Origin of the sequence: Inquilinus limosus (assembly GCF_051487185.1) — a bacterium.
In the GTDB taxonomy this organism is placed as follows: domain Bacteria; phylum Pseudomonadota; class Alphaproteobacteria; order DSM-16000; family Inquilinaceae; genus Inquilinus; species Inquilinus limosus_F.
The window spans coordinates 67343-86940 of the sequence record NZ_JAHVDK010000031.1 but is presented as its reverse complement, the minus strand read 5'-3'; the positions used below and the strand labels follow the sequence as shown (position 1 = coordinate 86940).

20 protein-coding genes are annotated in these 19598 nt (G+C 69.5%); 12 read left to right on the top strand and 8 right to left on the bottom strand.

Going from position 1 to position 19598, the window contains the following annotated elements:
• Window positions 1-52: 52 nt before the first annotated feature.
• The 3 genes from KXR53_RS29030 to KXR53_RS29020 are packed head-to-tail and all read left to right on the top strand — an operon-like array spanning window position 53 to window position 2653.
• Complete coding sequence (locus KXR53_RS29030; RefSeq protein WP_437378792.1) at window positions 53-985, top strand: ABC transporter permease; 933 nt, start codon at window positions 53-55, stop codon at window positions 983-985.
• 2 nt (window positions 986-987) lie between these two features.
• On the top strand, window positions 988-1890 hold the full coding sequence (locus tag KXR53_RS29025; protein WP_437378790.1) for an ABC transporter permease: 903 nt from the start codon (window positions 988-990) through the stop codon (window positions 1888-1890).
• 4 nt (window positions 1891-1894) lie between these two features.
• Window positions 1895-2653 carry an aspartate/glutamate racemase family protein gene (locus KXR53_RS29020; protein WP_437378788.1) on the top strand — a complete coding sequence of 253 codons (759 nt, stop codon included), beginning with the start codon at window positions 1895-1897 and terminating at the stop codon, window positions 2651-2653.
• A gap of 184 nt (window positions 2654-2837) precedes the next feature.
• Here the strand turns inward: KXR53_RS29020 and KXR53_RS29015 are convergent, their stop codons facing one another.
• Window positions 2838-3083 carry a type II toxin-antitoxin system ParD family antitoxin gene (locus KXR53_RS29015; RefSeq protein WP_437378786.1) on the bottom strand — a complete coding sequence of 82 codons (246 nt, stop codon included), beginning with the start codon at window positions 3081-3083 and terminating at the stop codon, window positions 2838-2840.
• Between the two features lie 216 nt (window positions 3084-3299).
• Window positions 3300-3905, bottom strand: coding sequence for a DUF1349 domain-containing protein (locus tag KXR53_RS29010; protein ID WP_437378785.1), 606 nt, complete (start codon window positions 3903-3905; stop codon window positions 3300-3302).
• Between the two features lie 238 nt (window positions 3906-4143).
• Between KXR53_RS29010 and KXR53_RS29005 the strand changes: the two genes are divergently transcribed.
• The 3 genes from KXR53_RS29005 to KXR53_RS28995 are packed head-to-tail and all read left to right on the top strand — an operon-like array spanning window position 4144 to window position 7100.
• The gene (locus tag KXR53_RS29005) at window positions 4144-5124 is read left to right on the top strand and encodes a Bug family tripartite tricarboxylate transporter substrate binding protein (protein ID WP_437378783.1); all 981 of its coding nucleotides are present in this window, start codon (window positions 4144-4146) and stop codon (window positions 5122-5124) included.
• 7 nt (window positions 5125-5131) lie between these two features.
• Window positions 5132-5581, top strand: coding sequence for a tripartite tricarboxylate transporter TctB family protein (locus tag KXR53_RS29000; RefSeq protein WP_437378782.1), 450 nt, complete (start codon window positions 5132-5134; stop codon window positions 5579-5581).
• Window positions 5582-5600: 19 nt separating this feature from the next.
• Window positions 5601-7100, top strand: a complete 1500-nt coding sequence (locus KXR53_RS28995; protein ID WP_437378781.1) for a tripartite tricarboxylate transporter permease — start codon at window positions 5601-5603, stop codon at window positions 7098-7100.
• A gap of 100 nt (window positions 7101-7200) precedes the next feature.
• Here KXR53_RS28995 and KXR53_RS28990 read toward each other — a convergent pair whose 3' ends face one another.
• Window positions 7201-8217, bottom strand: a complete 1017-nt coding sequence (locus KXR53_RS28990) for a hypothetical protein (RefSeq protein ID WP_437378779.1) — start codon at window positions 8215-8217, stop codon at window positions 7201-7203.
• 86 nt (window positions 8218-8303) lie between these two features.
• Here KXR53_RS28990 and KXR53_RS28985 point away from each other — a divergent pair, with 86 nt between their 5' ends.
• The 4 genes from KXR53_RS28985 (at window position 8304) to KXR53_RS28970 (ending at window position 11200) form a co-directional block, all read left to right on the top strand.
• Complete coding sequence (locus KXR53_RS28985) at window positions 8304-9053, top strand: metallophosphoesterase family protein (protein WP_437378778.1); 750 nt, start codon at window positions 8304-8306, stop codon at window positions 9051-9053.
• A 91-nt stretch (window positions 9054-9144) separates the two neighbouring features.
• Entirely contained in the window at window positions 9145-10476 is a 1332-nt protein-coding gene (gene murA, locus KXR53_RS28980) for a UDP-N-acetylglucosamine 1-carboxyvinyltransferase (RefSeq protein WP_437378775.1), read from the top strand.
• A gap of 61 nt (window positions 10477-10537) precedes the next feature.
• Window positions 10538-10975 (top strand): PPC domain-containing DNA-binding protein, encoded by a 438-nt coding sequence (locus KXR53_RS28975; RefSeq protein WP_437378774.1) that lies wholly within the window; start codon window positions 10538-10540, stop codon window positions 10973-10975.
• A 24-nt stretch (window positions 10976-10999) separates the two neighbouring features.
• Entirely contained in the window at window positions 11000-11200 is a 201-nt protein-coding gene (locus KXR53_RS28970; RefSeq protein WP_437378773.1) for a CsbD family protein, read from the top strand.
• Window positions 11201-11264: 64 nt separating this feature from the next.
• Here KXR53_RS28970 and KXR53_RS28965 read toward each other — a convergent pair whose 3' ends face one another.
• A complete protein-coding gene (locus KXR53_RS28965) occupies window positions 11265-11687 on the bottom strand; it encodes a hypothetical protein (protein WP_437378772.1) in 423 nt (140 codons plus the stop codon).
• An 89-nt stretch (window positions 11688-11776) separates the two neighbouring features.
• The gene (locus KXR53_RS28960; RefSeq protein WP_437378771.1) at window positions 11777-12616 is read right to left on the bottom strand and encodes a phytanoyl-CoA dioxygenase family protein; all 840 of its coding nucleotides are present in this window, start codon (window positions 12614-12616) and stop codon (window positions 11777-11779) included.
• Between the two features lie 134 nt (window positions 12617-12750).
• On the opposite strand from KXR53_RS28960, the gene KXR53_RS28955 reads away from it, so the two are divergent.
• Window positions 12751-13989 carry an MFS transporter gene (locus KXR53_RS28955; protein WP_437378770.1) on the top strand — a complete coding sequence of 413 codons (1239 nt, stop codon included), beginning with the start codon at window positions 12751-12753 and terminating at the stop codon, window positions 13987-13989.
• A gap of 9 nt (window positions 13990-13998) precedes the next feature.
• Here the strand turns inward: KXR53_RS28955 and KXR53_RS28950 are convergent, their stop codons facing one another.
• The gene (locus KXR53_RS28950) at window positions 13999-16005 is read right to left on the bottom strand and encodes an aminopeptidase P family protein (protein ID WP_437378769.1); all 2007 of its coding nucleotides are present in this window, start codon (window positions 16003-16005) and stop codon (window positions 13999-14001) included.
• 347 nt (window positions 16006-16352) lie between these two features.
• On the opposite strand from KXR53_RS28950, the gene KXR53_RS28945 reads away from it, so the two are divergent.
• Window positions 16353-16607: a DUF1127 domain-containing protein gene (locus KXR53_RS28945; RefSeq protein WP_437378768.1), complete on the top strand. Its 255-nt coding sequence runs from the start codon at window positions 16353-16355 to the stop codon at window positions 16605-16607.
• Window positions 16608-16629: 22 nt separating this feature from the next.
• Here KXR53_RS28945 and KXR53_RS28940 read toward each other — a convergent pair whose 3' ends face one another.
• Window positions 16630-17520 (bottom strand): 50S ribosomal protein L11 methyltransferase, encoded by an 891-nt coding sequence (locus KXR53_RS28940; RefSeq protein ID WP_437378767.1) that lies wholly within the window; start codon window positions 17518-17520, stop codon window positions 16630-16632.
• A gap of 88 nt (window positions 17521-17608) precedes the next feature.
• On the bottom strand, window positions 17609-19543 hold the full coding sequence (locus KXR53_RS28935) for a prolyl oligopeptidase family serine peptidase (protein ID WP_437378766.1): 1935 nt from the start codon (window positions 19541-19543) through the stop codon (window positions 17609-17611).
• Window positions 19544-19598 lie beyond the last annotated feature (55 nt).

The following is a 19598-nucleotide window of genomic DNA, read 5'->3' as shown; positions in this document are numbered from 1 at the left end:
GCAAGGGGCGGGAGGGTGAGGGGGCTCGCCGCCACATGATCCGAGAGGCACGATGACCGCCATCCCCGCGGAAGACGCACCCGCCCGCCCCGTCGCGGCACCCAGGGCCGAATCCTCCGGGCGGCTGGCGGCGTTCCTGCAGGCGGCGCCGATGATGCTGGTGTTCCTGCTGTTCTTCGTGCTGCCGCTGGCGGTGACAGTGATGGTCAGCTTCTGGGACTACACCGAATACTCGATCGTCCCGGATCTCACGCTGCGCAACTATGTCGAGGCGTTCGACGGCTGCCTGGCCGCGCTGCCGGATCTGTGCACCACCTTCAAGACCTACCTCTCGACCCTGAAGATCGGTGTGATGGTCTGGGCCATCACCCTCGGGCTCGGCTTCACCATCGCCTATTTCCTGGTGTTCCATGTGCGCACCACGACGATGCAGATCGTGCTGTGCCTCGTCTGCACCATCCCGTTCTGGACCTCGAACGTGATCCGGATGATCTCCTGGATCCCGCTGCTCGGCCGCAACGGGCTGGTCAATCAGGGGCTGCTCGGCCTCGGCGTGATCGACCAGCCGATCGACGGTCTGCTCTACTCCGAATTCTCGGTGGTGCTGGCCTTCGTCCACCTGTTCACCGTGTTCATGATCGTGCCGATCCTGAACTCGATGCTGCGCATCGACCGGTCGCTGATCGAGGCCGCGACCGACGCCGGGGCCAGCGGCTGGCAGATCCTGTGGAACGTGATCGTGCCGCTGTGCAAGCCGGGCATCGTCATCGGCTCGATCTTCGTCATCACCATCGTGATGGGCGACTTCGTCACCGTCGGCGTCATGGGCGGGCAGCAGATCGCCTCGATCGGCAAGGTGATCCAGGTCCAGCTCAGCTATCTGCAGTTCCCGGCCGCGGCGGCCAATGCCGTGATCCTGCTGGCGGTGGTGATCATGATCATCGTCGCCCTGACCCGGCTGGTCGACATCCGGAAGGAACTCTAGAGATGCGCGAGGGCCGCCCCGCCTCCTTCTACGTCCTGGCCGCGATTTTCGCCCTGTTCGTGCTGTTCCTCTACGGCCCGACGCTGACCATTTTCGTGCTGTCTTTCCAGGGGCCGCAGGGTGGGCTGACCTTTCCGATGAACGGCATCTCGACCTACTGGTTCGGCAAGCTGTGGGACGGGATGGGCGTGGTCGACATCGGCGCCGCCTTCTGGCGATCGCTCACCCTCGGCCTCGTGGTCATGGTGCTGACCATGGCCTTCTCGGTGTCGGCGGGCCTCGCCTTCCGCCGGCGCTTCCCGGGCCAGTCGGCGCTGTTCTACACCGCGATCGCCAGCCTGATCATGCCGTCGATCGTAGTCTCGCTCGGCATCGCGCTGGAATTCCGTCTGCTCGACGAGGCGATCAAGAGCCTGGGCGAGAGCTGGGACATCGCCTGGATCAACGACGAGTTCACCACCAGCATGGGGCTGTTCCGCTCCGGCCTCGGCGCGCATCTGACCTGGACGCTGCCCTTCGGCCTCCTGATCATGTTCGCGGTTTTCAACCGTTTCGACCGCCGCTACGAGGAGGCCGCGCGGGATCTGGGGGCTTCGTCCTGGCAGAGCTTCCGGCATGTCGTGCTGCCGATCATCGGCGCCAGCGTGGTCGGCGTCGGGCTGTTCGGCTTCACCCTGTCCTGGGACGAGATCGCGCGGTCGTCCCAGGCGATCGGCGAGCAGAACACCTTGCCGCTGGAGCTGCAGGGCCTGACCACCACGGTGACGACGCCGGAGATCTACGCCCTCGGCACGGTGACCACGGCGGTGTCGCTGGCGGTGGTTCTCAGTGCGCTCGGTTTGATCGCCCTGCTGCGCCGCCGCCGCAGCCGCCACGGCTCCGACGCCGGCCAGGGGCTGGTGTGACCCCATGGAGATCCTCGTCGTCAACCCGAACACCACGGCGGGCATGACCGCCAAGATCGGGGCCGCCGCCGCAGCCGCCGCCGCGCCCGGAACGCGCATCACCGCGGTGAATCCGGAGATGGGGCCGGCCTCGATCGAGGGCTGGGTCGACGGCGCCTTCGCCGTGCCCGGCCTGCTGCAGGAGATCGCCCGGGGCGAGGCGCGCGGCGTCGCCGGGCACGTCATCGCCTGCTTCGACGACACCGGGCTGGACGCCGCCCGCAGCCTGGCGGCGGCGCCGGTGGTCGGCATCGGCGAGGCCGGCTTCCATGTCGCCTCGCTGCTGGCCGGCCGCTTCTCGGTGGTGACGACGCTGGGTCGATCGATCCCGGTGATCGAGGCAAACCTCCAGCGCTATGGCCTGGCCGCCCGCTGCGCCCGGGTGCGGGCGGCGGAGATCCCGGTGCTGGACCTGGAGCGCCCGGGCTCAGCCGCGGAGGAGCGGATCTCGGCCGAGATCGCGGCAGCGCTGGAGGCGGATCGGGCCGAGGCGATCGTGCTGGGCTGCGCCGGCATGGCCGATCTGGCCGCGCGCCAGTCGGCGCGGCACGGCGTGCCGGTGGTCGACGGCGTCGCCGCAGCGGTCACGCTGGTGGAGGGGCTGGCGCAGCTCGGCCTGCGCACCGCCAAGACCGGCGGCTACGCCCCGCCGCGGCCGAAGCCCTATGCGGGTGCTTTCGCGCCCTTCGCACCCGCCGCGCCGGGGAACGCCTCGATGGCATAGCGGCTCAGCTTGTGCCGCTGGGGCGGGCAATACCAGCGGCCCGAAACATTGATCCGTCATGGCGAGCCCCGAAGGGAAGTGGCCATCCAGCGGCACCGGCCCACTGGATGGCCACGTCGCTACACTCCTCGCCATGACGGAGAAGGGATCGAAGAGTCGATCTCAAACGCTACTGGTATAAGGTCTACCTCGCATGCTTTGCCCGCATCCGGGCAAGGAACGCTTCGCTATCGAAGGGCTGCGGTTCGCCTGACTCTTCGCCCGCGATCAGCGCATCGTGCAACGCCTTCACTCTCGCTTCGTGTTTTTCCAGCAGGCGCAGCCCGGCGCGAACGACGTCGCTGGCCGAGCCGTACCGCCCGCCCTGCACCTGCGCGTCGATGAAGTCGGCGAAGTGATCGTCGAGCGAAATCGATGTGATGCGCGTCACCTGGAAACTCCCGGCAGCGGGCTGCCGGCATTTATCATAAACAACTTCTGATGCCGGCGAGCCCGCGAAAAGATCGTCATTGCGAGCGCAGCGAAGCAATCCAGGGCCGCAAGAGCGGAGGCATGGATTGCTTCGTCGGCTTCGCCTCCTCGCAATGACGGTTCTTTCATAGGAGAGGGAAGAGTCCGATTACGAGCTCGCCAGTATGAGCCGATATCAGGGCCGCTTGATCCGCAGATGGGCGAACTGCGCCTCGTAACCTGCGTCCTTCGGGCTGCAGGCGTAGAGGCCGGCCAGGACCGGGCCGACGCCATCATCGGCGTGCAGCCGGGCGATGCGCAGCTGCACCCAGCGGTCCTCGTCCTCCGGCGCCGCCTCGACGATGTAGTCGGCGCCGGTGCGGCAGATGCGGAAGCCCACGGCGCCGCCCGGCCGGGTCGGCACGTCCTGGGTCGACCAGTCGGACCAGCCGGCATTGGTGACCACGGCGCCGAGACGGCTGTGCGCCGCCGTCTCGAACTCGACCGAGGTCTTGATCCAGCTCTCCGGCGACTGCCGCACGATCAGCCCGGCCTGGTCGTACTGATGCAGCGGATTGCCGCGTACCACCGTCTCCATCACGAAGTCGCCCGCCACCGGCAGCGCCAGCACATGGCCGTTGTCGACCCGGAAGCCGTAATGCGTGCCCTGCCAGAAATCGGTCTGGGCCGCGGAGCGCAGCCTCAGCCCCTCCGGCCCGATCGACCAGTCCGGCGGCGGGTTGGTCCAGGCCAGGCGCGGGTCGAGGGCAGGGGACAGGAAGGTCTCATCCAGGATGTCCATTGCATCTCTCTCCCTCTGATCCTGGTTGTCGCGTCATCAGACGCGAGGTCGGCCGGCCGGGCAAGGGACATCACCTTGAGATCGGCCAGGTCTGATCTGCCCTCAGATCGATGCACGTAGGGCATCGATCGATGCCGCATTGGACATGGAGTCGGATCGTTGACCTCCGTAACGTCCGCCCTCAAGCCCGCCGGAAGACGGGCGGGGCCGAGACGATCCATCAGGGGGAGGACCAATCATGATCACCAGACGTTCCGCGCTCGCGCTCGCCGCCGGCCTCGCGATGCTCGCCACCGCCGGCAGCGGCCCGGCCGCCGCGCAGGAGTTCCAGCGCACCGTCCGCATCATCGTGCCCTATGCGCCGGGCGGCACCTCCGACACGCTGGCGCGCATCATCGCGCCGCAGCTCTCCGAGGCCATCGGCCAGACCGTGGTGGTGGAGAACAAGCCGGGCGCCGCCGGCAATATCGGCGCCGACGCGGTGGCCAAGGCCGACCCGGACGCGCACACGCTGCTGCTGGCGGATGTCGGGTCGATCGCCACCGCGCCAGGGCTGTTCCACGACCTGTCCTACGATCCGCTCAAGGACCTCGCGCCGGTCGGCATGATCATGTTCGTGCCCTATGTGCTGGCGGTGAACAAGGACCTGCCGGTCAACACGGCGGCCGAGCTGGTCGACTACGCCAAGGCCAATCCGGGCAAGCTGGCGGTGGCCAATTCCGGCATCGGCGGCGTCAACCACATCACCGCAGTCGCCATGGCCAAGGAGCTCGGCATCCAGTGGAAGACCGTGCCCTATCGCGGCGGCTCCGCGGCCACCCAGGCCGTGGTCTCGGGCGAGAGCAAGATCATCATCAACGGCGCCACCGCGACCCTGCCCTTCGTCGCCAACGGCCAGCTCCGCGGCCTCGCGGTGACCGGCAAGGACCGGATCGCCAGCGCCCCGGACATTCCGACCTTCACCGAGGCGAAGCTGCCCTCCGCCGATGTCGGGTCCTGGCAGGGGCTCATGACCACCGCCGGCTCGCCGCCCGCCCTGATCGAGAAGCTGAACAAGGCGCTCGGCGAGATCCTGAAGAAGCCGGAAGTGGTGGAGCGGATCGCCCAGCAGGGCGGCCGGGTCGTCGCCGGCCCGCCGTCGGACCTCGGCACCTGGCTCGCCACCAACACCGAGGCCTGGGGCAAGGTGATCGCGGACGCCGGCATCAAGGCCGAGTGACGGACGGATGTCCGAGCGCATCAACTGGCCGGACCTGCTGTTCGGCCTCTTCCTTTGCGCGGTGGCGGCCGTCGTCCTGGTCGCCACCCGGCATTTGACCTTCGGGACCCCGGCCGAGATGGGGCCGGGATTCATGCCGCGGGTGCTGGCCATCGGCGCCGCCGGCTTCGGCGTGGTTTTCGCCCTCCGCAGCCTGGTGGTGGGCGGCGAGGGCATCGAAGCGCCGACGCTGCGGGCCGTCCTCGGCATCCTCGCCGCCGTCGCCGTCTTCGCCCTGCTCACCGCCGCGGCCGGCCTGGCGGTCGCCGCCTTCGTCACGGTCGTCGTCGCCGGCCTCGCCAGCCGGGAGACGCGGCTGCCGGAGACCGCCGTCTTCGCCGTCGCGCTCAGCGCTGGCGCGGTGATCCTGTTCGTGCTGCTGCTGGACCTGCCGGTGCCGGTCTGGCCGCGCTTCTAGGCCTGCCCCTCGGGACGCCATGGACCTGTTCGACAACCTGCTCCTCGGCCTGGCCACGGCGCTGCAGTGGCAGAACCTGCTCTACTGCCTGTTCGGCGTCCTGATCGGCACGGCCATCGGCGTCCTGCCCGGCATCGGGCCGATCCCGACCGTGGCCCTCCTGCTGCCCTTCACCTTCGGGCTCGAGCCGGCCTCCGCCTTCATCATGCTCGCCGGCATCTTCTACGGCGCGCAATATGGCGGTTCGACCACGGCGATCCTGGTCAATGTGCCGGGGGAGACATCGTCGGTCGTCACCTGCCTGGACGGCCACCAGATGGCGCGCCAGGGCAAGGCTGGCCTCGCCCTCGCCATCGCCGCCATCTCCTCCTTCTTCGCCGGCACGGTGGCGACGGTGGTGATCGCCGCCCTGGCCCTGCCGCTTGCCGCGCTGGCGCTGGAGTTCACGGCGGTCGAGTACTTCAGCCTGCTGGTGCTCGGCCTGATCGCGGCGGTGATCCTGGCGCATGGCTCGGTGGTGAAGGCGCTGGCCATGGTGGTGCTGGGCCTTTTGCTCGGCACCGTCGGCATCGACGTCTCCTCCGGCGCCTCGCGCCTGACCTTCGGCATTCCGGAGCTGGGTGACGGGCTCGACTTCGTGCCGATCGCCATGGGCCTGTTCGGGCTCGGCGAGATCATGGCCAATCTCGACCGGCCGCAGTCGCGCCAGCTGGTCAGCCGCAAGGTGCGCGACCTGATGCCCCGCTGGGCCGATCTGCGCCAGGCCTTCCCGGCGATGCTGCGCGGCACCGCGATCGGCTCCTTCCTCGGCGTGCTGCCGGGGGGCGGGGCCGCGCTGCCGCCCTTCACCGCCTATGCCATGGAGAAGAAGCTGGCCCGGGATCCGAGCCGCTTCGGCAAGGGCGCGATCGAGGGCGTGGCCGGGCCGGAGGCGGCGAACAACGCCGGCGCGCAGACCAGCTTCATCCCGCTGCTGACGCTCGGTATCCCGTCCAACGCGCTGATGGCGCTGATGATCGGGGCGCTGATGATGCACGGCATCCAGCCCGGTCCCCAGATCATGACCGAGCAGCCGCAGCTCGTCTGGGGCGTGGTCGCCAGCATGTGGATGGGCAACCTGATGCTGCTGGTGATCAACCTGCCGCTGATCGGCATCTGGATTTCGATGCTGAAGATCCCTTACCGGCTGATGTTCCCGGCGATCGTGCTGTTCTGCTGCATCGGCACCTACGGCATCGCCAACAGCATGTTCAACGTCTGGCTGATGCTGGGCTTCGCCGTGGTGGGCTATTTCTTCGTCAAGGTGAAGGCCGAGCCGGCACCGCTGCTGCTCGGCCTGGTGCTGGGGCCGCAGCTCGAGGAGAATTTCCGCCGCGCCATGCTGCTGTCGGACGGCGACTTCACGGTGTTCCTGAGCCATCCGATCAGCGCGGTCCTCCTGGCCGTGGCGGCGGTCCTGCTGTGCGCGATGCTGGTCCCGGCCGTCACGCGCAAGCGGGAGGAGGCGCTTGCGGAGTAGGAGGCTTCTCCGGCTTCCCATCGGCGCGCCGGGCGGCATCATTGTGCCGTCCTTCCATGCCGGCAGACGCGAGGCGGGACACCGAGGGCGCCTGAACAACTCAGGAGCCGGATGGCTTGCCCAGCCCGAACCAGATCTCCAGAATCCCCTGCCGCGGCTTGGGCGAATAGCCAAGAAGCGGTCTAACCTCCACCGGAGGGGCGTCATAGCCCAGCTGGGTGAGGGCCGACAGCATGTCCTTCCTTAGGGCCTGGGCCGCCTGATCGCAGTCGACCTGGTAAAAGCAGCGGATCTCGCTCAATCCAGACGCACTATCGATCCGCTCTTCTCCAGGGATGCGCCAGCCATGGGCCGTCAGCTGAGAGCTGATCGCCTTGGCGCTCTCCCGGGGCAGCGCGGCGAACTGGAAGTAAACGGTTGGAGTCATGGCTGCCTGCTCCATCTGCTCGACATTCCGGCCGGCAATTCGTTGCAACTCGGAAAGCTGCGTTGCCCGCATCTCGTCATTCGCGTTGGGATGCGGGGAGTTGGTGTTTTGGGCGATCGTCTTCACCGCCAAGTCCAGCTGCTTCACCTGATCGACGACCAGTTTCAAGGTGGAGGCCGTGGACTCGACGATGCCGGCATCGGGACCCGCGTCCCGCAACCGTTCGGACGCGGCTCGGGCCTGCTCGTGGGTATCGTCCAGCTTGCGTTTTACGTCTTCGAGCCGTGCAGCCATCTCGTCAGACCGCTGCTGCATCTCGCCGCGCAGAAGGTTGAGCTGTTGCGCTGCGCCGCTCGACTTCGTCTGGATGTCGTCCAGGGTCTTGGTGAGGGTGTCGCGCTTGACTTCGATCTGGGCCAACGCCCTGTCGACATCCCGACGGGCACTTTCAATGGCGGCCCGGACCTCGTTGGTGACCTTCTCGGTTGCGTCAACCCTGTGCTGGATCGCGGCTTCGATCTTGCCGTCGATGTAGGACACTGCCCAGGGAAAGCCGATGACACCCACGCCGCCGAGGAAGGCGGCGCCTATGATGGTGTACAGCTTGAACAGTCGCGATTCGAGGTTTTGCTTAATTTCGTTTTCGATATTCTGGCGCAGGTAGGCCAGAGTTTCCTTGTCGATCTCCATGAGAATATCCTCTGCATATAAAATGAATATCGACGTTCAGTTTGCACGCCATTGATGGCAGCAATAGGGTCACAGCAGGGGAAGCCATGCGCCTCGCCGTCCTCGCCGACATCCACGGCAACCTCCCGGCCCTTGAAGCCGTGCTGGCAGATCTCGACCGCCGCGGGGCCGACGGCATCGCCAATCTCGGCGACTGCGTCTCCGGCCCCCTCTGGCCGCGCGAGACGCTGGACTTGCTGATGGCGAAGGGCTGGCCGACCGTGCGCGGCAACCATGACCGCTGGGTGTCGGAGCCTCGGGACGAGCCGCTGAACACCTCCGACGGCTACGCCCGGCACGCGCTCGACGCCGACGGCCGGGCCTGGCTCGGCGCCCTGCCGATGCGGCTGGAGCTGCCGGGCGGCGTCGTCGCCTTTCACGCCCGGCCGGACGATGACGACGCCTATCTGCTGGAGGAGGTCGAGGGCGGCCGGCTGGTGCGCGCCCCGGCGACCGCCATCGCGGCGCGGCTTGGCGATATCGCTGCCCCGGTCGTGCTGTGCGGCCATAGCCATCTGCCATGGCTGCTGTGCCTGCCGGACGGGCGCTGGATCCTCAACCCCGGCAGCGTCGGCTGCCCGGCCTATGACGACCCGACGCCGCCGGCCCATGTCTCCGAATCGGGATCGCCCTCGGCCCGCTACGCGATGCTGGAGCTGGACGGCGACAGCGTGGCGGCGGAGTTGATCGCCATCCCCTACGACCACGACCGCGCGGTCCGCCAGGCCACGGAGAACGGCAGGCCCGACTGGGCGCATGCGCTGGCGACCGGCTTCGCGCTTCCGTCCGGATCCTGACTCGTTTCGGTTCCGGCTGGACCACCGTACCGCCGGTCGTGCTATCCCGGCCGTGATGCTGTCCTGATCACGGTTGCGGAGGCCGGTGCCCATGTCGCGTGCAAATGTCGTGTCGTTCCGCCGGGCAGCGCCGTGGTGGATTGCCTCTGCGGCCGGCCGGCTGGAGATCGACGGCGGCGTGCCTCTGAAAGGCGAGATCGCTGTTGCCGGCGCCAAGAACGCGGCGCTGCCGCTGATGGTCTGCGCCGCGCTGACCGATGAGCGGCTGACGCTGCGCAACCTGCCGCGCATCCTCGACGTCGCCATCCTCGCCGGCATCCTGGCGGAGCTCGGTGTCGAGGTGTCGTGGGACGAAACCGGCCCGGTCCTCTCGGGCACCCTGGGCGGCGCCGGCTTCGGCCGCGGGCGCGTCGATTCCGCGCTCGTCGCCCGCATGCGCGCCTCCTTCCTGATCGCCGGCGCGGCGCTGGCCCGGCTGGGCCGGATCGCGCTGCCGCTGCCGGGCGGCGACGCCATCGGCCTGCGTCCGGTCGATTTCCACCTCGCTGGCTTCCGGCAGATGGGGGCGACGGCCGAGATCGAAGGCGGCGAGGTGGTGCTGAGCGCACCGAACGGGCTGCACGGCGCCCCGATCGTGCTGCCGTTCCCCTCGGTCGGCGCCACCCAGAACCTGATGCTGGCGGCGACGCTGGCGAAGGGCCAGACCAGCATCACCAACGCCGCGCGGGAGCCTGAGGTGACCGACCTCGCCCGCTGCCTGGCGGCGATGGGCGCCCGCATCGACGGCATCGGCACCGACACGCTGCACATCACCGGCGTCGACCGGCTGCACGGCGCCACCTACGACGTGCTGCCGGACCGGATCGAGCTCGGCACCCTGATCTGCGCCGCCACGGCCACCGGCGGCGCGCTGCGCCTGACCGGCGCGCCAGCGGATCTCCTCAGCGCCGCGCTGCCGGTGTTCGAAGGGGCGGGGATCGAGATCGAGTCCTCCGACGGCGCCGTCCTCGCCCGGCGCGGCGCCGGTGGGCTCATGGGCGTCGACATCATGACGCAGCCCTATCCCGGCTTCGCCACCGACCTGCAGCCCCAGGCCATGGCGCTGCTGTCCTGCGCCGAGGGCGCGGCGATGGTGACCGAGACCCTGTTCGAGAACCGCTTCCGCCACGTGCCGGAGCTGCAGCGCATGGGCGCGAACATCCGGGTGGTGCGCAACCATGCCGTGATCCGCGGCGTGCCGGCGCTGCACGGGGCGGAGGTGACGGCAACCGACATCCGCGCCGGCGCCGGCCTGCTGATCGCGGCGCTGGCGGCCGACGGCACCAGCACGCTGCACGGGGTCGAGCATGTCGACCGCGGCTACGACACGCTGGTCGAGCGGCTGCGCCGCTGCGGCGCCCGGATCCGGCGCGTCGACATCTGACGGAGCGGAACGCCGGCCCCGCTGCTCCCGTTGCCTGATCGAGCGCCACGGGAGCGATGCGATGAACGTCAAGCAGCTGCACGCGGATGCCGGCCAGAAGGTCTTCGCCGTGATCCTCGAGACCGGTGAGGCCGTTATGGAGTGCCTGCAGCGCTTCGCCGAGGCGGAGCGGCTGACCGCCGCGCAGATCACCGGCATCGGCGCCTTCAGCGAGGCCGAGTTGCGTTACTTCGACTGGGAGCGGAAGGAGTACCTGCCGATCCCGGTCCAGGAGCAGGTCGAGGTCGCATCGCTGATCGGCGACGTGGCGGTGTCGCCCGAAGGGAAGCCGGCGCTGCATGTGCATCTGGTGCTCGGCCGCCGTGACGGCACGGCCCTGGCCGGCCATCTGGCCGAGGCCAGGGTGCGGCCGACGCTGGAGCTGATCGTCACCGAAGCGCCGGCCCATTTGCGCAAGGCGCTCGACCCGGAAAGCGGGCTCGCTTTGATCCGGGCCTGATCACCTTACGACAGGAGACCTGCGATGAACTGGGACCAGATCGAAGGCCAGTGGAAGCAGATGAAGGGCAAGGTCAAGGAGCAGTGGGGCAAGCTGACCGACGACGATCTCGACATGCTCGACGGACAGCGCGACCAGCTGGTCGGCCGGATTCAGGAGCGCTACGGCATCGCCAGGGAAGAGGCCGACCGGCAGGTCGACGCCTGGTCGCGCAACCTGCGCTGATCGCGCCGGAAGCGCGAACGACCTGGGGCCGGCTTGCGCCGGCCTCTTTCCTTGGCTGCAGGCCTCAGGACGCGATCGGCTTCGCCTTCTCCGGCCGCGCGGCCTTGATCCGCCGCAGCACCAGGTCGCGCTCCTCGCGCACCTGGATCTCGCGGCCACGGGCCAGCAGGACCGTCCGAGCCCTCGGGTGATGCCAGCTCTGCGGCGCCCGCACCGCCTCGACCCGGGCGGCGACGACATGCACCGGCGTGCCTAGCGGGGTGGTCAGCCGGGCGATGGAGACGCCGTTGCCGAGCTTCTTCAGCACCGTGGGCAGCGAATCCACCAGATAGGCCTCCTGCTCGGCCTCGGCGGTGCCGAAATCGATCTTGGTGCGGCCGGGGATCTCGCCCGACCGATAGGATTCGCGGATGAAGACGATATCGCCCTTGGCGATCGAGACGCTGCCGCCCTGATCGTCCGTCCCGGTCAGCACAGCCTTGACCATGGGTCCCTCCCAACTTGCGGTTGGTTCCTTGCGGACTCTGTTGCCGGAAGGATGGAATCAACCGGCGAGGGGATCAAGTCTTCGTGCCCTTAGACGAAGCCCCGCACCGGCAGCTCCGGCCCCCGGCGCAGCCAGTTGCGCGGCGAATAGGTGGTGCGGCCGTCGGTGACGTGCAGCGTATAGGCGTGGCGCGACACGGGTGAGCGGTTCGGCGCGCTGTAATGCGGCAGCTTGCCGTGGAAGCAGACGAGGGCGCCGGCTTTGACCTCGACCGGCACGGCGGTGGCCTCGGTCGGCCAGGGCGTGGCGTCCAGCTTTTCCATCCGCGTCGCGCCGTCCTCCAGCACGAAGCGTTCCCGTAGCGGGCCGCGATGCCCGCCGGGCTCGACCCAGAGGCAGCCGTTGGACCGGTCGGCATCCTCCAGCGCGAACCAGAAGGTGGTGACGCTGATCGGCGTCGTCTCGAAGAAGCTGGCGTCCTGGTGCCAGCGCACCTCGCCGCCGATGCCCGGCTGCTTGAAGATGTACATCGACTGCCAGATCTGCGGCTCGAGGAGGCCGAGATCGGCGGCGAGGTCGGCCAGCTTCGGGTCGCGCGAGAAGCGGTCGAACACCGGGTCCAGGTCGTGCAGCGCATGACCGATCTTGTTGATCGACAGCGCCTTGGCCTGGCGGAGGCGGCCGTTCTCGTCGAAGGCCTCCTCCTCGAAGAAGCAGCGGATCTTGTCGCCCGAGGTCAGGAAGTACTCGTCCGACTTCCGCTCCTGGTCCTTGGTGGTGAAGATCGAGACCGTGTCGCCGGGGTCGAACGCCTCGACGATCGCCTCGGCCCGGGCACGGACGGCGCGGATCTCCTCGATCGGCTTGAAGCCCTCCAGCACCAGATAGCCGTCGCGTTCGTACTGCGCCTTCTGCGTCTCGCTCAGCATCGCCCGTCCTCGCCGGTCGTTCTATCCCGGCAGTCTAGCGCCTCCGCTGCCGGCCGCCACGGGTGGCATCGGTCTTGCTTGCAATCGAACTGAAACAATGCTCGGACATGCGGCAGGACAGCAGGGGGATGCAGATGACCACAACTGGGATCGGCATGGTGGCAGGCGGCGTGGCGGCGGAGCGGCCGGACGCAACGGCGCGGCGGGCGCTGGTGGCCTCGACGGTCGGCTACGCCATGGATGGGTTCGACCTGCTGATCCTGGGCTTCATGCTCTCGGCAGTGGCGGCGGGCCTCGGCCTGACCCCGGCCGAATCGGGATCGCTGGTGACCGCGACGCTGATCGGCGCGGTGGCCGGCGGCATCCTGTTCGGCATGCTCAGCGACCGCATCGGCCGGGTGCGGGTGCTGACCTGGACGATCCTGGTCTTCGCCGTCTTCACCGGCCTCTGCGCCCTGGCCCAGGGCTATTGGGACCTGCTGGCCTACCGCACAATCGCCGGCCTCGGCCTCGGCGGCGAATTCGGCATCGGCATGGCCCTGGTGGCGGAAACCTGGCCGGCCCGCTACCGGGCCCGCGCCGCCTCCTATGTCGGGCTCGGCTGGCAGGCGGGCGTGCTGGCGGCGGCCCTGGTCACGCCGCTGCTGCTGCCGCTGATCGGCTGGCGCGGCATGTTCGCGATCGGCCTGCTGCCGGCCGTGGTTTCCTTCATCGTCCGCCGCACGGTCGGCGAACCGGCGCTGTTCGTCGAGCGCGCCGCCCGGCCGCGCCAGGGTAACTCGCTGCGGCTCCTGGTCAAGGATGCGCGCACCGCCAAGATCAGCCTTGCCGTCCTCATCCTCTGCTCGGTGCAGAACTTCGGCTATTACGGGCTGATGATCTGGCTGCCGAGCTATCTGTCGACGGCCATGGGCTATTCCCTGACCAAGTCGGCGCTGTGGACGGTGGTGACGATCCTCGGCATGTGCGTCGGCATCGGCGCCTTCGGCCATCTGGCGGACCGGATCGGCCGGCGCCCGACCTTCATCCTGTTCCAGCTCGGGGCCGCCGTGATGGTGGTGGTCTACGCCCAGCTGACCTCGCCGACGGCGCTGCTGCTGGGCGGCGCGGTGATGGGCGTGTTCGTCAACGGCATGATCGGCGGTTACGGCGCGCTGATGTCGGAGCTGTACCCGACCGAGGCTCGCGCCACGGCGCAGAGCGTGCTTTTCAACCTCGGCCGCGGCGTCGGCGGCTTCGGGCCGCTGGTGGTCGGCGCCCTCGCCAGCCAGTATTCCTTCAGCCTGGCGATCGCGTTGCTGGCGGTGATCTACGTGGTCGACATCGCCGCCACGCTGATGCTGCCGGAGACGCGGGGGATCGAGCTGGAGTAGGTGGGGTTTTCACCCCACCGGCCTTGTCGCCTGTTCCAGCCAGGCGCGGTCCTCACCCTCCAGCTGCGGGCCGACGATCTCGCGCACCTGGGCGTGGTAGGCATTCAGCCAGGCGCGCTCGTCCGGCGTCAGCAGCGCCGGGTCGACCAGGTTCAGGTCGATCGGGGCGAAGGTGATGGTCTCGAATTCGTAGAAGGTCCGGGTCTCGTCGCTGAGCTCCGTGCAGGGCTGCACCACCACCAGCGTCTCGGTGCGGATGCCGTAGCGGCCGGCGGCGTAGTAGCCGGGCTCGTTCGACAGGATCATGCCCGGCTCCAGCGCGATCGTGTTCGGCGTCTTGGCGATCCGCGCCGGCCCCTCATGCACGCTGAGATAGCTGCCGACGCCGTGGCCGGTGCCGTGGTCGTAGTCGAGCCCGTGCTCCCACAGCGGCCGGCGGGCGAAGGCATCGATCTGCGAGCCCGTCGTGCCCTTCGGGAAGCGCGCGGTCGAGATCGCAATATGACCCTTCAGCACCAGGGTGAAGTTGCGCCGCATCTCCTCGGTCGGGGTGCCGACGATGATGGTGCGGGTGATGTCGGTGGTGCCGTCGCGGTACTGCCCGCCGCTGTCGACCAGATAGACGTTGCCCGGCTCGATCCGCCGGTTGCTCTCGGCGCTGAAGCGGTAGTGGGGCAGGGCGGCGTTGGGGCCGGCGGCTGAGATGGTGTCGAAGCTGAGGTCGCGCAGGGCGCCGGTCGCCACCCGGAACTCCAGCAGCTTGGCGGCGGCGGAGGCCTCGTCCAGCGTGCCGGACGGCGCCTCGCGCGCCAGCCAGGCCAGGAAACGGCTGACCGCGGCGCCGTCGCGGCGATGGGCGGCGCGGGTGCCCTCCAGCTCGACAGCGTTCTTGCGGGCGCGGGGCAGGGCGCAGGGATCGGCACCGACATCGATCTTCGCACCCTGCAGCCGGTCCTGCACCCAGGCGCTGGCCGAGGCGGCGTCGATCCACACCGCCTTGCCGGCGCGGCCCAGCGCCTCCAGCGCCTGGCCCAGGCTGGCCGGCGGCTGGATCGCCACCTCGTTGCCGAGATGGCTGTCGACGCCAGGCACCAGCTTGCGCCGGTCGATGAACAGGTCGACCAGGCCGTCGGCGTGCAGCACGGCGAAGGACAGCGGCAGCGGCGTGTGCGGCACGTCGGCGCCGCGCAGGTTCAAGAGCCAGGCGACGCTTTCCGGCGCGGTCAGCACCACCGCGTCCAGCTTCTCGCGCCGCAGCGCCTCGGCGATCTCGGCCCGCTTCTCCCGCGCTTCTTTGCCGGCGACGTCGAGCGCGTGGACGATGGTGGGAGAGATCGGGGCCGGCGGCTGGTCGGTCCACAGCGTGTCGATCGGGTTCTCCTCGACCGCAACCAGCGTGCCGCCTGCGGCCTCGACCGCCTTCCGGGTTTTCTCGACCCAGCCGACGGTGACGAGGCGCGGGTCATAGCCGGCGCGGCCGCCCGTGGGCAGCGCCTCGGCCAGCCAGGCCTCGTGCGGCTCCTGGTGCAGGTGTCGACGCTCCCACAGCGCCGGGTCAGTCTGCTGCTCGGCCTGGATGGTGTAGCGGCCGTCGATGAAGATCGCGGCGCGCTCGGCGGTGACCACGGCGACGCCGGCGGAGCCGGTGAAGCCGGTCAGCCAGGCCAGGCGCTCCGCCCGTGCCGGCAGGTACTCGCCCTGATGCTCGTCGGCATGCGGCACGACATAGGCGTCGAGGCCAAGCCGGGCGAGAACGCCACGCAGCGCGGCCAGCCGTTCCGCCGGCTTCGGCCCGGCCGGCCGGCGGGCGGCGGCGACCGCGGCCTTGGCGGCGCGCAGCCGCTTGGCCTGGGCCTCGGTCGCGCCCGGCACCGCCAGCTCCATCCACTCGCGGTCGTCCAGCGCCCGGGGCGCGGCGATCACGCCCTCCAGCAACTCCTGCAGGCCGGCGGCGTCGTAGCGGCCGCCGGTGTCGGCAGCCGCGGCGGCAAGGGCATCGGCGAGATCGGTGGTCATCGTCAGCGGGTCCGTAACGGGGGCGGCCCGGGCGTCAGCGCCGGGCGGGCATGGAATCCTTATCGCGCATCGGGCAGGGCGGGGGAAGTCGGGGCGGATGGTGCAGCCCGCCGCGGCGCGGCCGCGCACATGGCGATGTTGCTATGCACAAATTCGATATTGCATCGCACAAGAAAGCGAGCATTCTATCGATGTGAACACCGCCGCTTCAGCGGCCCGTGCATCAACGACAACCTCGGAAACGTCTCCCGGAAGCAGCGTTCCTCAGTGCCGTCACGGCGAGGACCGCGGCGGATGTTGCAACGCAATAACCTGCGCCAGCAGGAAGCGGAAAACGGGACACGATCATGGGATACAAGCTTCTCGCCACCCTTATCCGTGGCTTCTTCAAACTCCGGGGCGGCATCGACCGCAGCCTGACCTATCACGAGCTGATGGAGCTGACCGACCGGCAGCTCGAGGACATCGGCCTGACCCGCAACCTGATCGAGACGGTGCTGGTGCAGGGCGACGATGACGTCGCCGCCATGCTGCCGGAAGGCGCCGTGCGCGCATCGCTGCTGCGCGCCGCCAACGTCAACCGGGTCGCCGGCGCGGCCTGATCCAGGAGTCCGGATCGGGGACTCAGCCCAGGATCAGCGTCGGCCAGCCCCGGATCGGGATCTTGTCCGCCAGCGTCAGCCGCTGCAGCCGGTGCGCGGCCAGCACCTGGGGCGCCTGACGGTCGAGCAGCCCCGCCAGGATCGCCACGCCGCCCGGTGCCAGGTGGCGGCGCAGATCGGCCGCCATGCTCATCAGCGGCCGGGCCAGGATGTTGGCGATGATCAGGTCGTAGGGGCCGTGCTCCTGCACCGCCCGGCTGGCATAGCCGTTGGAGACGACGGCGGTGATCCGGTCCGACAGCCGGTTGATCCGGGCGTTGATCCGGGTGACGCGGATCGATTCCGGGTCGATATCCGCCGCCAGCACCGGGGCGTGGAACAGCCGCGCGGCGGCGAAGGACAGGATGCCGGTGCCGCAGCCCATGTCGAGGATGCGGCGGAAGCGGCGGCGGCGCGACAGCCGGTCGAGCGCGCGCAGGCAGCCCTCGGTGGTCGGGTGCTCGCCCGAGCCGAAGGCGGTGGCGGCATCGATGCACAGCGGGATGGTGCCCGGCGGCGGCGCGTCCTCGATATGCGAGCCATGAATGAAGAAGCGGCCGATGCGCAGCGGCGGAAAGGCCTGGTAGGTCGCGGCCAGCCAGTCGGTCGGCGGGATCTTCTCCACCGCCGGGGCGGGCAGGGGCGCGCCGATCATGGCCGAGACCAGCGCCAGCCGGGCATTCAACTGCGCCGTGTCCGGCGGGTTGCGGTCGATCCCCTCGATCAGCCAGTCGCCGCCCTCCTCGATCTCGAAGGCCGACACCGAGGCGAACAGGTCGTCGAAAGCTGTCTGCACGGCATCGCCGATGGCGGGGCCGACGGTGACGGTGGTGCGCCAGGCGGGGGCGCCTTCGGAGGGGACGGTACGGCTCATCGAGGGTCCAGGCGGCAGGATCGGGTGCTGGGCCGCACAGTATCGGGCCGGCCGCCGGTTTGCATCCGTGATGTCGGAAAGCAGCCCTTCACTCGGCCGCGCCGACATCCGGATCGAGCGGGCAGAGCTCTTCCGCCGGGGCCGCGGAGGCGACGAGCGTTTCCGCCGGCCGGGCCGCGAAGGCCTCGGCGAAGGAGGCGATCAGCCGCTCGTACAGCACCCGGCAGTTCTTCGGCTTGACGATGCCGTGGCCTTCGTCCGGGAACAGCAGCGTTTCGTAGGGCTTGCCCAGGGCATCCAGTGCCGTCCGCATGATCTCGACATGCTCCGGCGTCACATTCGGGTCGGTCAGGCCCTGGACGATCAAGAGGCGCCCCTCGATCCGGTCGACGAAATGGATCGGCGAGCGCTCGCGGTACTTCTCCGGCAGCTCGTCCGGCGTGCCGCCCATCATCGCCTCGGAATAGGGCCGCAGGTCCGGCCGCGTGGTCCAGTAGTCGGTGACCAGGTCGGTCATGCCGCAGATCGGCGCCGAGGCCGCGATGACATCCCGCGGGAAATGGGTGATCGCCCACCAGGCGGAATAGCCGCCATAGGACAGGCCGGTGATCCCGACGCGGCCCGGCTGGGCCAGCCCGGCATTCATCAGCGCCAGGATGCCGGTGCGGATGTCCTCCTGCTCCCGCCCGCCCCAGCCGTCGGCCTTGATCGCCTCCTGATAGGCGAGGCCGAGGCCGGTGCTGCCGCGGTAGTTCGGCTGCAGCACGTTGAAGCCGGCTTGGGTCAGCGCCTGCGGCACCGGGTCGAAGCGGCCGTCGTAGTGTGCGGTCGGGCCGCCATGGACATGGATCACGGCGCCGCGGGCTTCGCCCTTGGCGCGATAGAGCCAGCCCTGGATCCGCAGCCCGTCGACCGAATGCCACCAGAAGGGCTCGGCCGGGCTCAGCTCCGCCGGCTCCGGCAGCGTTCCCCCGGGTAGCGGCGACAGCTGATGCGCGGTCAGCTGGTCCGGCGCCTCGGCCGCCAGGGTGATGATGTCGGTCGGCGCTGTGGCCTGGCCGCGCTCCACCACCCAGCGGCCGTCGGGCAGCGGCGCGAGCGGGCGCAGGATGTCCCCGCCGCGGAACACCGGGGCATAGGCTCCGGTCGAGACCATCAGGAAGCCGGCCTCGTCCCGCGCGGCGCTGGATTCGATCACCACCAGCAGGTCCTGGCCGCCATCCGGCTGGCGCGGCCAGCGCACATGCTCGACCGGGATCGCCGGGTCGTCGACCAGCCAGCGCAGGTCGTCGGAGGCGAGGTCGATCAGCCCCAGCCGCTTATGCGTCGGCCCCTCGGCCACGAAGGCCACGCGAGATCCGTCCGGCGACCACACGCCCTCGGCCTTGGCCGGGCCGCCGGGGCTGTACAGCTCGCGGTCCTCGCCGGTCTCCAGGTCGTAGACCCACAGTGCCCGGCCGCTCGGGTGATGGTCGTTGCGCAGGTACAGGATCCGGCGCCCGGTCGGGTCCAGCTTCGGCATCAGCTTGCAGGACCGCCGCGGCGAGGCCAGGACGCGTTGCGCGCCGGTGGCGATGTCGTGCTCGTACAGGTGCAGGATGTCGCCGCCGAGGCCGGTAGCCGGGTCGCGGCTGGCGGCATAAATCAGCCGGCAGCCATCCGGATGCGCCTGGGCGGTGTAGACGTAGTAGCCCGGCCGGTCCGGCAGCAGCATCTCCACCGGCCGCGCGGGGGCGAGCCAGACGCGCTGCAGCCCGACCTGCTCCTCGCCGTCGCGGCGGCGGGCGACGATCAGAGACAGGCTGTCCGGCGCCCAGCTGAAGCTCTCGCAATCCCAGCCCGAATAAGGATCCAGCAGCAGGCGTGGCGGCGCGTCGCCCGCGGTCGGGGCGATCCAGGGGCCGTTGCCCTCGGCCTTGCCGTTCCACAGCCAGGCCACCCCGCGGCCGTCCGGCGATACGGCCGGGAACAGCAGCCGCGGCGCGGCGATCAGGCGGTCGAGGAAGTCGGGATCGATCAACATGACGAAAATCTTACCCCAGCCCCCGCTTGTTGTGACCTGCCGCCCGGCGCATGGC

Bases quoted from the DNA above. Each gene is read 5' to 3' on its own strand.
- KXR53_RS28960 (WP_437378771.1), bottom strand. From the start codon at position 12,616: ATGCTGAGCGAGACGCAGAAGGCGCAGTACGAACGCGACGGCTATCTG.
- KXR53_RS28950 (WP_437378769.1), bottom strand. From the start codon at position 16,005: ATGACCACCGATCTCGCCGATGCCCTTGCCGCCGCGGCTGCCGACACC.
- KXR53_RS29000 (WP_437378782.1), top strand. From the start codon at position 5,132: ATGTCCGAGCGCATCAACTGGCCGGACCTGCTGTTCGGCCTCTTCCTT.
- KXR53_RS28970 (WP_437378773.1), top strand. From the start codon at position 11,000: ATGAACTGGGACCAGATCGAAGGCCAGTGGAAGCAGATGAAGGGCAAG.
- KXR53_RS28965 (WP_437378772.1), bottom strand. From the start codon at position 11,687: ATGGTCAAGGCTGTGCTGACCGGGACGGACGATCAGGGCGGCAGCGTC.
- KXR53_RS29005 (WP_437378783.1), top strand. From the start codon at position 4,144: ATGATCACCAGACGTTCCGCGCTCGCGCTCGCCGCCGGCCTCGCGATG.
- KXR53_RS29025 (WP_437378790.1), top strand. From the start codon at position 988: ATGCGCGAGGGCCGCCCCGCCTCCTTCTACGTCCTGGCCGCGATTTTC.
- KXR53_RS28940 (WP_437378767.1), bottom strand. From the start codon at position 17,520: ATGAGCCGTACCGTCCCCTCCGAAGGCGCCCCCGCCTGGCGCACCACC.
- KXR53_RS29030 (WP_437378792.1), top strand. From the start codon at position 53: ATGACCGCCATCCCCGCGGAAGACGCACCCGCCCGCCCCGTCGCGGCA.
- KXR53_RS28975 (WP_437378774.1), top strand. From the start codon at position 10,538: ATGAACGTCAAGCAGCTGCACGCGGATGCCGGCCAGAAGGTCTTCGCC.
- KXR53_RS28990 (WP_437378779.1), bottom strand. From the start codon at position 8,217: ATGGAGATCGACAAGGAAACTCTGGCCTACCTGCGCCAGAATATCGAA.
- KXR53_RS28955 (WP_437378770.1), top strand. From the start codon at position 12,751: ATGACCACAACTGGGATCGGCATGGTGGCAGGCGGCGTGGCGGCGGAG.
- KXR53_RS28985 (WP_437378778.1), top strand. From the start codon at position 8,304: ATGCGCCTCGCCGTCCTCGCCGACATCCACGGCAACCTCCCGGCCCTT.
- KXR53_RS28945 (WP_437378768.1), top strand. From the start codon at position 16,353: ATGGGATACAAGCTTCTCGCCACCCTTATCCGTGGCTTCTTCAAACTC.
- murA (WP_437378775.1), top strand. From the start codon at position 9,145: ATGTCGCGTGCAAATGTCGTGTCGTTCCGCCGGGCAGCGCCGTGGTGG.
- KXR53_RS28995 (WP_437378781.1), top strand. From the start codon at position 5,601: ATGGACCTGTTCGACAACCTGCTCCTCGGCCTGGCCACGGCGCTGCAG.
- KXR53_RS28935 (WP_437378766.1), bottom strand. From the start codon at position 19,543: ATGTTGATCGATCCCGACTTCCTCGACCGCCTGATCGCCGCGCCGCGG.
- KXR53_RS29010 (WP_437378785.1), bottom strand. From the start codon at position 3,905: ATGGACATCCTGGATGAGACCTTCCTGTCCCCTGCCCTCGACCCGCGC.
- KXR53_RS29020 (WP_437378788.1), top strand. From the start codon at position 1,895: ATGGAGATCCTCGTCGTCAACCCGAACACCACGGCGGGCATGACCGCC.